Source organism: Cupriavidus sp. HY129 (genome assembly GCF_059492215.1).
Window position 1 is genome coordinate 1,305,464 of the sequence record NZ_CP083254.1, and the last position, 13,783, is coordinate 1,319,246.

Sequence of the window (13,783 nt, forward strand, 5' to 3'; positions counted from 1 at the left end):
TAGGCAACCATCCATGGCGGAGTCCTCGCCAAACCTTAAACAATTCGTGATAACTGGAATGGCGGATTTCTGCACAATAGAGCCAGTTCAGAACCGAGGGCCAAGCCGCCGCACCATGGAACACGCCAAACGCATCCTGCTGGTCGAAGACGATGTCGGTATCGCCAACGTGCTGGCCATGCACCTGCGCGACGAGCGCTACGAAGTCGTGCATAGCGCCGATGGCGCCGAGGGGCTGCGCCTGCTGGAGCAGGGCGGTTGGGATGCGCTGGTGCTGGACCTGATGCTGCCCGGCGTGGATGGTCTCGAGATCTGCCGCCGGGCCCGGGCGATGACGCGCTACACGCCGATCATCATCACCAGCGCGCGTTCCAGCGAGGTGCATCGCATCCTGGGGCTCGAACTCGGTGCCGATGACTATCTGGCCAAGCCGTTCTCGGTGCTGGAACTGGTGGCGCGCGTCAAGGCGCTGCTGCGCCGGGTGGAGGCAATGGCGCGCGACGTGCGGGCCGATGCCGGAAGTCTGGAGCTGGCCGGACTGGCCATTGATCCTCTCGCGCGAGAGGCCGCTGTCGACGGCAAGCGTCTCGACCTGACCCCGCGCGAGTTCGACCTGCTGTACTACTTCGCGCGCCATCCGGACAAGGTGTTCTCACGCATGGATTTGCTCAACGCGGTGTGGGGCTACCAGCACGAGGGCTACGAGCACACGGTGAACACGCATATCAACCGGCTGCGCACCAAGATCGAGGTCGATCCGGCGCAGCCGAAGCGCATCCTGACGGTGTGGCGGCGCGGCTATCGGTTCGTGGCCGATCCGCAAGCCGACGCCACGCAGGACAAAGGGGAAGCATCGTGAACCTGTCCCTGACACAACGGCTGTCCGCCGTCTTCGCCGCGTTGTTGCTGGCCTGCTGCGGGGCCTCCGCCTGGCTGCAGGTGCGGGCCAACGCGATGCATGAGAAAGAGGTGGTCCAGGACATATCGCGCGGGCTCGCCGCATACATCGCGCGCAATGCGCTGCTGGAGGATCAGAGCGCCATCGCGCCGCAGGCATTGCGCCAGCTCTTCGGGCAGTTGATGGTCGTGAATCCGAGCGTTGAGGTCTATCTGCTCGACGATCAGGGGCGCATTCGCGGGCACGATGCGCCGGCCGGGCACCTGGTGCGCGATCACGTGAACCTGGCGCCGGTGAAGAAGCTGATCGACGGTGGGGCGCTGCCGATCTTTGGCGATGACCCACGCAGCGACAGCGGCCGGAAAGTGTTCAGCGCGGCGCCGCTACGGCAGGGCGGCTACATCTACGTGGTGCTGCAGGGCGAGGCGCATGACAAGCTGGCCGCGCTGGCATCGCGCGACGCGGTCATGCGGGCCACGCTCTGGTCGATGGCGTTGGTGGCCGCGCTCGGGCTCGTGGCGGGTCTGGTGGCTTTCGGCCTGATCACGCGCCCGCTGCGACGCCTGACGATCGAGATCCGGCAATTTGATTCGGGCGATGCCGGCGATTCGCGGGGTTCAGGCATCCCGGGTGCCGGAGCTGCCGACCGGATACAAGAACCGATGCAGCGCGACGAGATCGCCGCGCTACGCACGGCGTTCCGTCAGATGGCCGACCGGATCGAGACGCAATGGCGCGCGCTCAAGCAGCAGGATCAGGAGCGGCGCGAGATGGTGGCCAATATCTCGCACGACCTGCGCACACCGCTGACGTCGCTGCACGGGTATCTGGAAACGCTCTCGCTGAAGGCGGACAAGCTCAGTGCCGAGGAACGCCAGCGCTACCTTGCCATCGCGCTGGCGCAGAGCGCCAAGGTGGGCGGGCTGGCGCAGTCGCTGTTCGAACTGGCGCGGCTCGAACACGGCATGGTCCAGGCGATGCCCGAGACATTCTCGATCGTCGACCTGACACAGGACGTGCTCGAAAAATTCGCCCTGCCGGCCGAGGCCAAACATCTGCAATTGCGCGCCGGCGTGCCGCCTGTGCTGCCTGCCGTCACCGCCGATCTAGGCATGATCGAGCGCGTGCTGACGAACCTGCTCGACAACGCGATTCGCCATACACCGGCGGGCGGCACTGTCGAAGTCGACCTGACCAGCCAGAATGGCAGCGTGGCGGTGACGGTTAGCGATACGGGGCCGGGGATTCCGCCGGCCTTGCGCGAGTCGTTGTTCCAGCGGCCGTTTCCGTCGGGCGGCGCGCACCGGGGCGGCGGGCTCGGCCTGCTGATCGTGCAGCGAATGCTCCAGTTGAACGGCAGTCAGGCGCGGCTGGTGGAAGGGCCTGTGGGCACTACGCTCCGGTTTGTCCTGCCCGTCGCGGGGCGCGAGAGTCGACCGGCGGCAATAGCCGACGCTGCAGCCACGCGATAAACACATCGGCATCGGCCGGCACGTCGCGGGTGGCCGGGACCGCCATCAGGCCGCCGCCAAATGCGGTGAATCCATAGGGCGCCACGAGGGTGCCTGCCGCCAGTTCCGCCTGGATCAGCCGTTGCTCGATCAGCGCCACGCCCAGCCCCGACAGGGCGGCCTGGATGCACAGATGCGTGTGCGGAAACGTCAGCCCGGCGCCGGGTGCGATGTGGTGACCAGTCAGCGCTTCCCACTGGTCCCACGCGCTCGATGTGAAATCGTGCGTGATGCGCGCGCCGGTGGCCACTTCCGGCGCATAGGCGGGTGCGCAGACCGGGCCGAAGGCGACCGGCGCCAGCTGGATCGCGCGTTGTCGTTCGGCGGCGGGGTATGACGACAGGTCCCAGGCAATCACCACATCTGCGCCTTCGGTGCGGATCTCGCGCGCCGATGTCATCGAGAGCCGAATACGGATATCGGGTCGCAGCCGATAGAAGTCGACCAGTTCGGGTACCAGCCAGCGCATCGCGAAGGTTGCGCTACATGCCACGTGCAGCGTAGGCCCGCGCGCCTGATCGAGCAGACGACCGTAACCTTGTTCGAGCTGGTCCAGCGCCGTGCGTACCACCTCATAGAGCGCCTGGCCGTGCTCGTTCAGGCGCAGACCGGTCCCCTCGCGCTCGAATAGCTCCACGCCCGCGTGCTCCTGCAATTGGCGCAACTGCCGACTGACTGCGCCGTGCGTGCGAAATAGCTCTTCGGCGGCGCGGGTCACGGAGCCCGTACGGGCCGTGGCCTCGAACGCGCGCAAGGTTGACATTGGGGGCAGGGTTCGCACCGTATGCTCCTGCTGTGTGAGAAAAAATGACGAATTGAGGAAAATAACGCGATATTCAGCTTGGTGAAAGCCTTTTAGGATCGACGCATCTTCATTTTTCTCACAAAAGGAGTGCGCGAATGAGCCAGGTGGCTGAGATCCGGGGACTGGAAGTGCTCGATAGTCGGGGTAATCCGACGGTGGAGGTGGAGGTCGTGCTCGACGACGGCGCGGTCGGCCGAGCCATTGTGCCGTCGGGGGCATCGACCGGCGCGCGCGAGGCTGTGGAGTTGCGCGATGCCGATCGGCGACGCTATCTGGGGCGTGGCGTGTCGCGGGCGGTTCAGGCCGTCAACACCGAGTTGCGTGAGGCACTACTCGGGCGCGATGCCGGTGACCAACCCGAGATCGACACGATCATGATCGACCTCGACGGCACCCCGGATAAGCGTCGGCTCGGCGCCAACGCGTTGCTCGGCGTGTCCCTGGCCGTGGCTCACGCGGCTGCGGTGTCGAACGGTCTGCCGCTGTTCGCCTATCTTGGCGGAGAGCGTGCTTCGTTGCTGCCCGTGCCGCTGATCAACGTGATCAATGGCGGAGCCCATGCCGACAATGCGCTCGATTTTCAGGAATTCATGATCGTGCCTGCCGGGGCACCAACCTTTACTGAGGCGGTACGTGCCGGCTCGGAAGTTTTCCATACGCTACGCGGCATGCTGAAGGCTGCCGGCTACACCACCAACGTGGGCGATGAGGGTGGCTTCGCGCCGGAATTTCACGCTGCCGAGGAGGCGTTGGACATTCTGGTCGCAGCCATCGCCAAGGCAGGCTATCGCCCCGGCGACGACATCGCGCTGGCCATCGACCCCGCCGCCAGCGAGCTATATGTCAACGGCAGCTATGTCTATCAGGGCGAGGGCGTCGAGCGCTCGCGCGAGGAGCAGGTGGCCTATCTGGTACGCCTCGCGGACCGCTATCCGATTGTTTCGATCGAGGATGGCATGGCGGAAGACGATGCGATGGGCTGGAAATTGCTGACGCGGCAGCTCGGCAAGCGGTGCCAGCTTGTTGGCGACGACGTGTTCTGCACGCATCCGACCTTGCTGAGGCAGGGGGTGGAGCAGGGCATGGCCAACGCCATTCTGGTCAAGGCCAACCAGATTGGTACGCTGAGCGAGATGCGCGAGACGGTTCGCGTGGCCCATGGTTACGGGTATTCGGCCGTGATGTCGCATCGCTCGGGTGAAACCGAGGATGTGACGATCGCCGACCTTGCCGTGGCGCTGCGATGCGGGCAGATCAAGACGGGGTCGATGTCGCGCGCGGATCGCACCGCCAAGTACAATCGCCTGCTGCGCATCGAGCGCGAGCTTGGGTCGCGTGCCGAGTACGCGGGCGCGTTGCTGCGGCGCCGCTAGAGCACTAGAGCACTAGAGCACTAGAGCACTAGAGCAGCGCGAAGCGTGCGGCCTGTGGCCCGATCACGGCGGGACGGCTGACCGGGTAGCGATGGTGGTCGCCGCCATCGCTGAACGACAGGTAGTCCGGCGTCCAGCGCAGCGCGTGCAGATGCCGGATCTCAACGCCATCGACGAGAATTGCGCCGCTCTGCACCGTGACGCTCGCGCAAGGCAGGCGCAGCATCTCGGCATCGTCGCCGAAGTAGTGGGCTTCCAGCAGGATCGAGGCAGGCTGATAGGCGGGCATGGCAGGGCGGCGGAGAGGTGATGGTTCGGGGATGTTTCGGAGACGTTTCGGAGACGTTTCGGAGACGTTTCGGAGATTTCCGATACTGTATGGATGTACAGTATATCCACCTTGTCCGCCCATTGCACGTGCCGGATTCTGATTTTCATGGCGGACCGCGTGCGCGACACGGGGCTGGCTTCGACGTTGCATTGGTGTAACCTGAAACGCAACGAAGCTCCGGACCTCCGTCCGCAGACGGAGGTGCCGATGTTGCAGCGCGATGCGCAGTTCACGAGCAGGATCTGCTGGTTCGCGGCGGGACTTCTGGCTGGCGCGCTGGCTGCCAGCCTGTGCGCCGCGCTAGGGATGCGCCGCGCGCGGCAGGTTGCCGATGACGATGACGCAGCCACGGCGCAGGACCCCCGCGCGATGGCGCGGGCGTCCATCTCGCCGGATAGCGGCTCAGACATGTTCGAATACCGCGGGTTTGTCGTGCACCTGTTCTGGCAGGCGCTGGGCAGGGAGCGATACAAGGCGTGGTGCGATATCTGGGAAGCCGGCGCGGTGGTACAGGAGGCGGGAGGGCCGCCTGCCACGTACCCCACGGCCGCCGAAGCTCGCATGGCGGCAGGCGCATGGGCGAGGCACTGGGTCCAGAACAACGGCTAGGCCGCCGCCGCTGGCGGGGCCGCATGTTACGATTCGCCGCAATTTCCGGAGTCGACAATGTTTTTTTGCCACAACCAGTCTTGCGGTGCGCGCTGGGCGCCCGACGAGGTGGAGATCCACAACGAGGGGCAGGGCCCGCTTTTTCGCTGCCCGCTCTGCGGCGCGCGTAACCACCTGAAGGCCAATCAAGGGCGCGATGGCGCCGTCACCTACAAGCAGATTCCGCGCGAGCATGTCGCGAAGACGCCGTCGTCCAGCGTCGAGGCGAAGCGCGCCACGCAGCCGCGCCGGCGAAGCTGACTTCCCCTCCTAAGGGGGAACGTGGCGGTTGCGGCTCAAGCCAGCGTGCACGGGGCCGTTAAGACAGCCATGGAAATCAGCGACCTATCCCACGATTCCGCATCCAACGCCGAGGTCATCGGCTGGGCGGCCGCATCGCCGCAAGTCATCGCGCGTGTGCTCAATACCGCGCTCGCGGCGCAGGACCTGTCGGGCTTTGCAGCTCTGCTGTCCGACATTGCGCGCGATCGCGGGCTCAAGGGTGCGCGCGGCACGCACCAGTCGATCTACGACATGCCCTACGCCAGCCTGCTGCCACGGCAGAAGCATCTGCTGGCGGACGCGTTCGACCTGTTCCTGCGACTCGGCCTGGAGTTTCGCGCGCGGGGCGGCGAACCGGATGACCTTTCCGATGACGACGACCTGGCGCCGCTGCGCGACATGGACGATGACGACGTCATCGATGACGAGGACCGTCACGCCTGAACCCACTGGTGGCAGCCGGACTCAGGCGCGTTCGAGCAAGCCAATCTCCCTGACCGCGACCGACAGCATCGACAGGGCCGCCACGCCTGAAACGCCCGAGGCACGTTGGTCGGCCAGCATCTGGGCATAGCGGTCCAGCGCCGCCTGACGGGTGCCGCGCCAGCCCTCGATAAGCGCCTGCGGGTCATCCGTGTCGCGCGACTGGCCCAGCACGCTCGTCGTCAACGCACGCTTGAGCCGACCCAGATCGTCGAGCGTGGTCGTGCGCGCCAGCAGATCCCAGTGCGTCTCCGCCGGCAGAGACAGCGCGCGCTCGCGCAGCCATCCGAAGTTGAGTTCGGTGTCCAGGGCGAAGTAGACCCCCGCCACGGCGCCAAGGCTGCGGCCACATGTTCCAGAGACTTCCGCGATGTCGAGCGCTGCCGCCGCGATATCGCTGGCCGCCACACGTAGCGCCAGATCTTCGTCGACGCCAGCCTCGGTCAGGGCCATGGCGCGTTCGGCCATGGCCTGCGATGGATCGGGCGGCAGCAGCGTCGGCAATTGCGGCGTGAGCCAATGCGCCGCATCGACGAACCTGGTCGCGCCTGGCTCCACCGTACCGCCCGCGCGCAGATAGCGGATGAACCAGAGCGTGGCGCGTTCTAGCAGCCGCGCCAGATCGCCGAACATGCGCGCCTGCACAGCGTCCTCGACGCGATTGTCGAGCGCGTCGATCCGTTCCCAGAGCCCGGTAAGCCCGAACACATCGCGGGCCAGCAGACAGGCGCGCACGATGTCCGCGGGCCGCGCGTCGGTTTCCTCCATCTGGTGATGGACGAACGTGGCGCCGACGCGGTTCACCAGCATGTTGGTCAGGTGCGTGGCCAGGATCTCGCGCCGCAGCGGATGGCGCTGCATGGCTTCCGCGTAGCGCTGGCGTAGCGGCTGCGGGAAGTAGTCGGCCAGCAGCCCGGCCACGAGCACATCCTCGGGGATATCGGACGCAAGCAGTTCGTCGTAGAGCCACATCTTGCTGTAGGCCAGCAGCACCGCGCGTTCGGGCGATGTCAGCCCGGCGCCCAGCGCCTTGCGTTCGGTGATGTCCTCGTCCGTGGGCAGAAACTCGAGTGGCCGGTTGAGACGGCCCGCACGTTCCAGCCAGCGGATCAGTCGCGCTTCGGCATCGACCAGCACCGGTGCCACGCGACCCGCGACCGAGAGCGCCTGGGTCTGGAAGTAGTTGTCCTGCAGCACCAGCAGGCCGACTTCGTCGGTCATCTCGGCCAGCAGCTTGTTGCGTTGCTTCTCGGTCATCTCGCCATCGGCCACCACGATGCCAAGCAGGATCTTGATATTGACCTCGTGGTCGGAGCAGTCGACGCCGGCGGAATTGTCGATGGCATCCGTATTGATACGGCCGCCGTGGCGGGCAAATTCGATACGCCCGAGCTGGGTGAAACCGAGGTTTCCGCCTTCACCCACCACCTTGCAGCGCAGTTCGTTGCCGTTGACACGTACCGGATCGTTGGCGCGATCGCCGGCTTGCTGGTGGGTTTCGGTACTCGCCTTGACGTAGGTACCGATGCCGCCGTTGTAGAGCAAATCCACAGGGGCCATCAGGATCGCGTGGATCAGTTCGGCCGGAGGCAGCGATGCCGCCGTGATGCCGAGCACCGCCTGTACCTGCGGCGAGAGCGCGATCGTCTTGGCCGTGCGTGGATAGATGCCGCCACCCGCGGAAATCAGCGTGGCATCGTAATCGGCCCAGCTCGAACGCGGCAGATCGAACATGCGCGCGCGCTCGGCCAGGCTCTTCGCACAGTCCGGATCCGGGTCGAGGAAGATATGTCGATGGTCGAACGCGGCCACGAGCTTGATGTGGGGAGACAGCAGCATGCCATTGCCGAACACGTCGCCAGACATGTCGCCAACGCCGACCACCGTGAATGGTGTGGCCTGGATATCGGTGCCCATCTCGCGAAAGTGCCGCTTGACGCTTTCCCACGCGCCGCGCGCGGTGATGCCCATCTTCTTGTGGTCGTAGCCAACCGATCCACCGGAGGCGAAGGCGTCGTCGAGCCAGAAACCGTATTCGGCCGAGATGGCGTTCGCATAATCCGAGAACGTGGCTGTGCCCTTGTCGGCCGCCACCACGAGGTATGGGTCCGAATCGTCATGACGCACCACCTCGGGTGGTGGCACGAGGTTGCCGGAGACAAGGTTGTCGGTCAGGTCGAGCAGGCCGCGCAGGAACGTCTGGTAGCAGGCCACGCCTTCGGCGAGGAAGGCATCGCGATCGGTGGGCGGCGGCGGCCGCTTGACGACGAAGCCGCCCTTCGAGCCGACCGGCACGATGACCGTGTTCTTGACCATCTGCGCTTTCATCAGGCCCAGCACCTCGGTGCGGAAATCCTCGCGCCGGTCCGACCATCGCAGACCGCCACGCGCCACGCGTCCGCCGCGCAGGTGCACGCCTTCCACCCGTGGCGAGTAGACCCAGATCTCGAACATCGGTCGTGGCTCGGGCAGCCCCTGTACCAGCGCCGGATTGAACTTGAACGAAATGTACGGGCGTGGATGACCGTCCGCGCCGTGATGGAAGTAATTGGTGCGCACGGTTGCGCTGATCACGTTGAGGAACAGCCGCAGGATGCGATCCTCGTCGAGATTCGGCACCTGGTCGAGCGCGGATTCGATATCGGCCAGCAGCTTGCGGCAGCGGGCATCGTCGGGTGTGCCGGCGGCGGCAACGGCCGGGTCAAAGCGGGCAACGAACAGCGAGACCAGCATCGCCGCGATACGCGGGTTTGCCGCCAGCGCCTGTTCGATGTAGGCGTTGCTGAACGTGGAGCCCACCTGGCGCAGGTACTTGGCGTAGGCGCGCAGGATCGTCACGTCGCGCGCGGCGAGGCCTGCCCGCAGCACCAACCGGTTGAAGTCGTCGTTCTCGATCTCGCCATTCCAGGCGCGTCCGAAAGCGTCTTCGAACAGCGGCTTGGCGCGCTCGATCTCGATATCGACCGGCTGGCCCTCATGGTCGGCGGCGATCTCCAGGCCGAAGTCGTGAATCCATATCGGGTCGCCGGCGTCGGGTTCGATCAGATAGGGACGTTCCTCGTCGACGCGCACGCCCAGGTGTTCGAGCATGGGCAGGCTTGCCGACAGCGCAATCGGCAGGCCGGCGCGGAATACCTTGAAGCGAAACGCGCCGGGGGCGGCTTCGATCGGGCGATAGAGGTTCATGGCCAGGCCGTTCGGATGCTGGCGCGCGTGCTCCATCAGTTCGATATCGCGCACGGCGGTACGAGCGGGATAGTCCTCGCGATAGCCAGCCGGGAACGAGTCGCCATAGCGGCGCAGCAACCTGTTGCCGTGCTCCTCTCCACGGGTCTCGTGCAGCGCGGCGGACAGGTCGTCCTGCCAGCGGCGCGTGGCCTGCACGATCCGCTCTTCGAGCTCGCGCGTATCGGCCTCCGGCATCGTGCCTGGCTGCCCGCGCACCGTGATCTGGATACGTGCCAGCGGGGACTCGGACAGCAACGGCGTGAATTCGCAGCCCGTGCCGTTGAACGCCTGCATCAGCAACTTCTGGATGCGCTGGCGCAGGTCGGTGTTGTACTTGTCGCGCGGGACGAATACCAGGCAGGAGATGAAACGGTCAAAGCGGTCGCGCCGAACGAACAGGCGCGTGCGCTGGTGTTCCTGCAGTCGCAGGATGCCGAGCGTGATGTCGAACAGCTCGTTTTCGTCGGCCTGGAACATGTCGTCGCGTGGGTACTGTTCCAGGATGGTGATCAGGGACTTGTACAGATGGCCCTTGGTCAGGAAGCCGGCGCGCGACAGGATGTTGGCGCACTTGCGGCGTACCAGCGGGATCTCGCTGGTGCTGACCATGTAGGCCGTGGACGTGTACAGGCCTACGAAACGGCGTTCGCCGAACAGCTTGCCGTTAGCGTCGAGCAGCTTGACCCCGACGTAGTCGAGGTAGCCGGGTCGATGCACCGTGGCGCGTGAATTGGCCTTGGTCAGGAAGATCGGCGTGGCGCCCTCGATGACACTGCGGGCGGCCGCGGGCAGGGACGTGAGGTCCTCGGCCGCGGGGTCGCGCAGAGCCTCGCGCAGAATGCCCGCGCCGGTGCCGGGCACGCCGCGCAGCCAGAACTGGCCATCGCGCGAGATCAGTTCGTAATCGCGATGCCCGAGGAACGTGAAGTGGTCGTCCAGCATCCATTCCAGGAACGAGCGTGCTTCCACCGACTCCGGCGTGGCGGCATCGGGGGCCTGGGCCATGCTGCCGATCGTGTCGCGCGCAATCTGTTGCATGCGCGGCCAGTCTTCCACGGCGGCGCGCACATCGCCGAGGATGCGCGCGATGGCATTGCGCAAGGCTTCGAGTTGCGTGGCCTCGCCTGTGCGGTCGACTTCGAAATGGATGAACGATTCAAGCCGGCAGTTGGTGGCACCCATTTCGCCGCCACCAAGGCCGATGCTCTCGATGCCGCCGCGCGCGTCGCGGCAGACGCGAAAGACCGGGTGAATGGCCGAGTGCAGCGTCAGTCCATGCCGGTTGATCTCCGTGGTGACCGAATCGACCAGGAACGGCATGTCGTCGTTGACGATCTCGACAATGGAGTGGTCCGAGTGCCAGCCGTGTTCCTCGAGGTTCGGGTTGTAGACGCGCAATCGGGCGGTGCCCGGCACGAACTTCTGCGCCGTCTGCCAGTGCGCCATGACGGCGCCGTAGAGATCGGCCACGTTGCGTGCGAGCAGGTCCTCGCCATCGGCCAGGTCGTAGTAGTGCCGCAGCAGGGGTTCGACAATCCCGAACGTCGCAGCCGGCAGCCGTTCTTGCGCGAACGCGACCAATTCATCCAGCAACTGCGCAACCTTTTCTTCGTTTTCCGGGGGCATGGTGTCTCCTCGGCGGCGTGCCGGTGCATGATCACACTGTAGGAAAGAATTGCCTTGCCCGGGTGACAAAACAGAAACGCCCCGCGCGGGGCGGGGCGTCATGGCTGCGGGGCGGGGCGGGGCGGTCAGGCAGCGATAGCCTGTTGCGCAACGCGGCGGAGTTCGTCCGGCACGACCATCGACATCTCGTCGCGTTCCCACGCCGCATGGCGAATATGGCGAGCAACGTGGTCTTCCAGCGTAGTGGTCATGCGATGCAGCAAGCTGCTTAGCGCCGCGCGCTCCGAGGTGCTGAACTGACCGGCGGATACCGAGTGCAGGGCCTTGATGGCCTGCGCTGCGCGTGTCATCCGCGCGACCGACGCCGGTGCGATGCGCGGCGTGCCGTCAGCATCGAAATCGAGCCAGCCATCGTCGCCCAGTTCGCGCAGCATATGCTCGCTCTGCGCGACATCGAGAAAGATGGCGGTTTCGCACGGCTTGCCGCGTACGAATTCCTCGTGGCGGATTGCCCGCAACAGCAGCCATTTGGGATAGGTCAGCCCCGATACGCCCAGGGTCTGTTCAAGCGCGCCTTGCCAGGCCGTGACGGCCTCGACCAGCGCGAGCACTACGGGTTCGTGGGTATCGAGTGCTTTGGGCTGCATTAGCTCAGGTCTCCCATATTAGGGTTGCCGCCTGATGCAATCTGGGCCGGTGCATTGGCCGGCCCGGGCGGCTTGGGTGCCTGCCTCTCAACGCGGGCAGGTCACGCCTGGTACTGCTCGAAATCATTGGTAGGCCGAACACTAGCAGCAATGTAGAGACATTGGTGTGACAGGTCGGGTATGTCCTAGTCAGTCTTTGGGATGAGGCGAACCGGGCGCCGCTTGGCGTGCTGGAAAGGGGGCGGGAGACCTGCGTGACAGCGGCAATGCAGTGACGGATCACAATCGCGTGGAAGCGACGGTTAATCCACTCGGAGATGCGGGGGAGGGGGGCGGGAGGGAAGAGAAACATGGCCCCCGCCTGAGAACGGGGGCCATGAAGGACGACGCTTACTGCTTCTTGGCGCCGTCGGTGTACGGGTCGAACTTGCCGGATTTCGCGCCGTCGGTGTACGGATCGAACTTGCCAGACTTCGCCCCGTCAGTGTACGGGTCAGCCTTCTTGCCCGGAGCCAGTTCCGACTTGGTCGACTTCTTGGCGCCGTCGGTGTACGGATCGAACTTGCCGGACTTGGCCGCGCTCTGGTTCGGGTTGGCCTTGTCCTTCGAGTGGGCCCCGCTGTAGAGATCGCCGCCGTCCGTGTAGTTCTTTTGCGCATGGGCCAGTTGCACGGTGCCCAAGGCAGCCAGGGCGGCAACAACCAGCGTCGGTACGGTCTTCTTCAGCATCATCATCCTCACAGGTAACCGCCGGGCTTACGGGCCCGGCAAATAGGAAAAAAATGACTTCATCTGTACTGTACCGGTGATCGTGGAGACTCGGCTAGCGAAAGTTGTAGTAACAATGTTCAGGCGGCGAGACAGCCACGTCACAAGGCCGGCATACGGTACTTATTGCGCCATTTACTCCAGGGTAATGTTCTGATCGACGGCGATCTTCTTGCGCAGTTCCAGTTCACGCTTGATCTGTGCCGTGTACTGTTGCGGCGTGTTGCCGTCGGGGTAGGCGCCGGCGTCGTGCAGACGCTTCTTCACATTGGGGTCCTGCAGGGCCTTGACCGCCGCATCGTGCACCCTGGTGACAATGGCAGCAGGGGTGCCCGCCGGGGCCACCAGACCATACCAGGCCATGTTGTTCATGTCCTTCATGCCTTCTTCCGCGAACGTCGGCACGTTGGGCAGGCCTTCCACGCGCTTCGGCGCGGCGACGGCCAGGGCGCGCAGCTTGTCGCTCTGGATGAACGGCATCGACGACGGCAGGTTGTCGAACTGCGCGTTGACCTGTCCGGCCAGCGTGTCATTCAGCGCCGGGCCCGATCCACGGTAGGGAATGTGGACCATGTCGGTCTTGGTGATGTACTTGAACAGTTCGCCATCCAGGTGCGAGATGCTGCCCTTGCCGGCCGACGCATAGCTGTACTTGCCGGGGTTCGATTTCACCAGGGCAATGAACTCCTTCAGGTTCTTTGCCGGCACCTTCGGGTTCACGGTCAGCACGTTCGGCACGTTCACCAGGTTGGTGATCGGCGCGAAGTCCTTGATCGGGTCGTACGGGTTCTTGGGGTTGGTGGCCGGGTTGGTGGCCATCGTGCTGACCGTGGCGATACCCAGCGTGTAGCCATCAGGCGAGGACTTGGCCAGCGCATCGGCGCCGATCGCGCCGCCGCCACCGCCGCGGTTTTCCACCACCACCGGCTGACCCAGTTCACGACCGATCGCATCGGACACGGCACGGCCGACGATATCGGTGGTACCGCCGGCGGCGAACGGTACGATCAGGCGGATCGGCTTGGTCGGATACGCTTGCGCGTGGGCGATGCCGGTCTGGGTCAGGCCGAGGACGGCGAGGGCGGCGATGGCGCCCGTATTCAGAACTGCTTTCAAAAGATGCCTCCAGGTGTTGCTAGTACGTGTTGCTAGTTGTGCTGGTTCCGCAATACGGAACTTCGTT

The 13,783-nt window shown here is 65.1% G+C and carries 12 protein-coding genes; 6 read left to right on the forward strand and 6 right to left on the reverse strand.

Features of this window, described 5'->3' with window-relative positions:
• Nucleotides 1–115 precede the first annotated feature (115 nt).
• Nucleotides 116–859 (forward strand): response regulator transcription factor, encoded by a 744-nt coding sequence (locus tag K6G35_RS06030; RefSeq protein WP_008650465.1) that lies wholly within the window; start codon nt 116–118, stop codon nt 857–859.
• Nucleotides 856–2,370, forward strand: coding sequence for a sensor histidine kinase (locus tag K6G35_RS06035; protein WP_495676206.1), 1,515 nt, complete (start codon nt 856–858; stop codon nt 2,368–2,370). The genes K6G35_RS06030 and K6G35_RS06035 overlap by 4 nt, the downstream gene beginning before the upstream one ends.
• Here K6G35_RS06035 and K6G35_RS06040 read toward each other — a convergent pair.
• Nucleotides 2,291–3,190, reverse strand: a complete 900-nt coding sequence (locus K6G35_RS06040) for a LysR substrate-binding domain-containing protein (RefSeq protein ID WP_186425288.1) — start codon at nt 3,188–3,190, stop codon at nt 2,291–2,293. The two genes, K6G35_RS06035 and K6G35_RS06040, sit on opposite strands and share 80 nt — an antisense overlap.
• A gap of 119 nt (nt 3,191–3,309) precedes the next feature.
• Between K6G35_RS06040 and eno the strand changes: the two genes are divergently transcribed.
• Nucleotides 3,310–4,587 carry a phosphopyruvate hydratase gene (eno, locus tag K6G35_RS06045; protein ID WP_495676207.1) on the forward strand — a complete coding sequence of 426 codons (1,278 nt, stop codon included), beginning with the start codon at nt 3,310–3,312 and terminating at the stop codon, nt 4,585–4,587.
• Nucleotides 4,588–4,615: 28 nt separating this feature from the next.
• On the opposite strand, the gene K6G35_RS06050 is transcribed toward eno, so the two are convergent.
• Nucleotides 4,616–4,876, reverse strand: coding sequence for a hypothetical protein (locus K6G35_RS06050; RefSeq protein WP_008650459.1), 261 nt, complete (start codon nt 4,874–4,876; stop codon nt 4,616–4,618).
• Between the two features lie 147 nt (nt 4,877–5,023).
• Here K6G35_RS06050 and K6G35_RS06055 point away from each other — a divergent pair, with 147 nt between their 5' ends.
• The 3 genes from K6G35_RS06055 to K6G35_RS06065 all read left to right on the forward strand — a co-directional run bounded on the left by K6G35_RS06055 (nt 5,024) and on the right by K6G35_RS06065 (nt 6,292).
• A complete protein-coding gene (locus K6G35_RS06055) occupies nt 5,024–5,527 on the forward strand; it encodes a hypothetical protein (RefSeq protein WP_495676208.1) in 504 nt (167 codons plus the stop codon).
• A 57-nt stretch (nt 5,528–5,584) separates the two neighbouring features.
• Nucleotides 5,585–5,827 carry a hypothetical protein gene (locus K6G35_RS06060; protein WP_186425289.1) on the forward strand — a complete coding sequence of 81 codons (243 nt, stop codon included), beginning with the start codon at nt 5,585–5,587 and terminating at the stop codon, nt 5,825–5,827.
• Nucleotides 5,828–5,896: 69 nt separating this feature from the next.
• Nucleotides 5,897–6,292 carry a hypothetical protein gene (locus K6G35_RS06065; RefSeq protein ID WP_008650454.1) on the forward strand — a complete coding sequence of 132 codons (396 nt, stop codon included), beginning with the start codon at nt 5,897–5,899 and terminating at the stop codon, nt 6,290–6,292.
• A 21-nt stretch (nt 6,293–6,313) separates the two neighbouring features.
• On the opposite strand, the gene K6G35_RS06070 is transcribed toward K6G35_RS06065, so the two are convergent.
• The 4 genes from K6G35_RS06070 to K6G35_RS06085 all read right to left on the reverse strand — a co-directional run bounded on the left by K6G35_RS06070 (nt 6,314) and on the right by K6G35_RS06085 (nt 13,716).
• Complete coding sequence (locus K6G35_RS06070; protein ID WP_186425290.1) at nt 6,314–11,185, reverse strand: NAD-glutamate dehydrogenase; 4,872 nt, start codon at nt 11,183–11,185, stop codon at nt 6,314–6,316.
• 125 nt (nt 11,186–11,310) lie between these two features.
• Nucleotides 11,311–11,832: a MarR family transcriptional regulator gene (locus K6G35_RS06075; protein ID WP_495676209.1), complete on the reverse strand. Its 522-nt coding sequence runs from the start codon at nt 11,830–11,832 to the stop codon at nt 11,311–11,313.
• Between the two features lie 390 nt (nt 11,833–12,222).
• A complete protein-coding gene (locus tag K6G35_RS06080) occupies nt 12,223–12,561 on the reverse strand; it encodes a hypothetical protein (protein ID WP_040011232.1) in 339 nt (112 codons plus the stop codon).
• A 174-nt stretch (nt 12,562–12,735) separates the two neighbouring features.
• Nucleotides 12,736–13,716 carry a Bug family tripartite tricarboxylate transporter substrate binding protein gene (locus K6G35_RS06085; RefSeq protein ID WP_008650447.1) on the reverse strand — a complete coding sequence of 327 codons (981 nt, stop codon included), beginning with the start codon at nt 13,714–13,716 and terminating at the stop codon, nt 12,736–12,738.
• Between the last annotated feature and the right edge of the window lie 67 nt (nt 13,717–13,783).

What these genes read in the sequence shown, in the direction of transcription:
- K6G35_RS06030 (WP_008650465.1), top strand. Translation starts at nt 116, where the DNA reads ATGGAACACGCCAAACGCATCCTGCTGGTCGAAGACGATGTCGGTATC.
- eno (WP_495676207.1), top strand. Translation starts at nt 3,310, where the DNA reads ATGAGCCAGGTGGCTGAGATCCGGGGACTGGAAGTGCTCGATAGTCGG.
- K6G35_RS06050 (WP_008650459.1), bottom strand. Translation starts at nt 4,876, where the DNA reads ATGCCCGCCTATCAGCCTGCCTCGATCCTGCTGGAAGCCCACTACTTC.
- K6G35_RS06055 (WP_495676208.1), top strand. Translation starts at nt 5,024, where the DNA reads ATGGCGGACCGCGTGCGCGACACGGGGCTGGCTTCGACGTTGCATTGG.
- K6G35_RS06060 (WP_186425289.1), top strand. Translation starts at nt 5,585, where the DNA reads ATGTTTTTTTGCCACAACCAGTCTTGCGGTGCGCGCTGGGCGCCCGAC.
- K6G35_RS06065 (WP_008650454.1), top strand. Translation starts at nt 5,897, where the DNA reads ATGGAAATCAGCGACCTATCCCACGATTCCGCATCCAACGCCGAGGTC.
- K6G35_RS06070 (WP_186425290.1), bottom strand. Translation starts at nt 11,185, where the DNA reads ATGCCCCCGGAAAACGAAGAAAAGGTTGCGCAGTTGCTGGATGAATTG.
- K6G35_RS06075 (WP_495676209.1), bottom strand. Translation starts at nt 11,832, where the DNA reads ATGCAGCCCAAAGCACTCGATACCCACGAACCCGTAGTGCTCGCGCTG.
- K6G35_RS06080 (WP_040011232.1), bottom strand. Translation starts at nt 12,561, where the DNA reads ATGCTGAAGAAGACCGTACCGACGCTGGTTGTTGCCGCCCTGGCTGCC.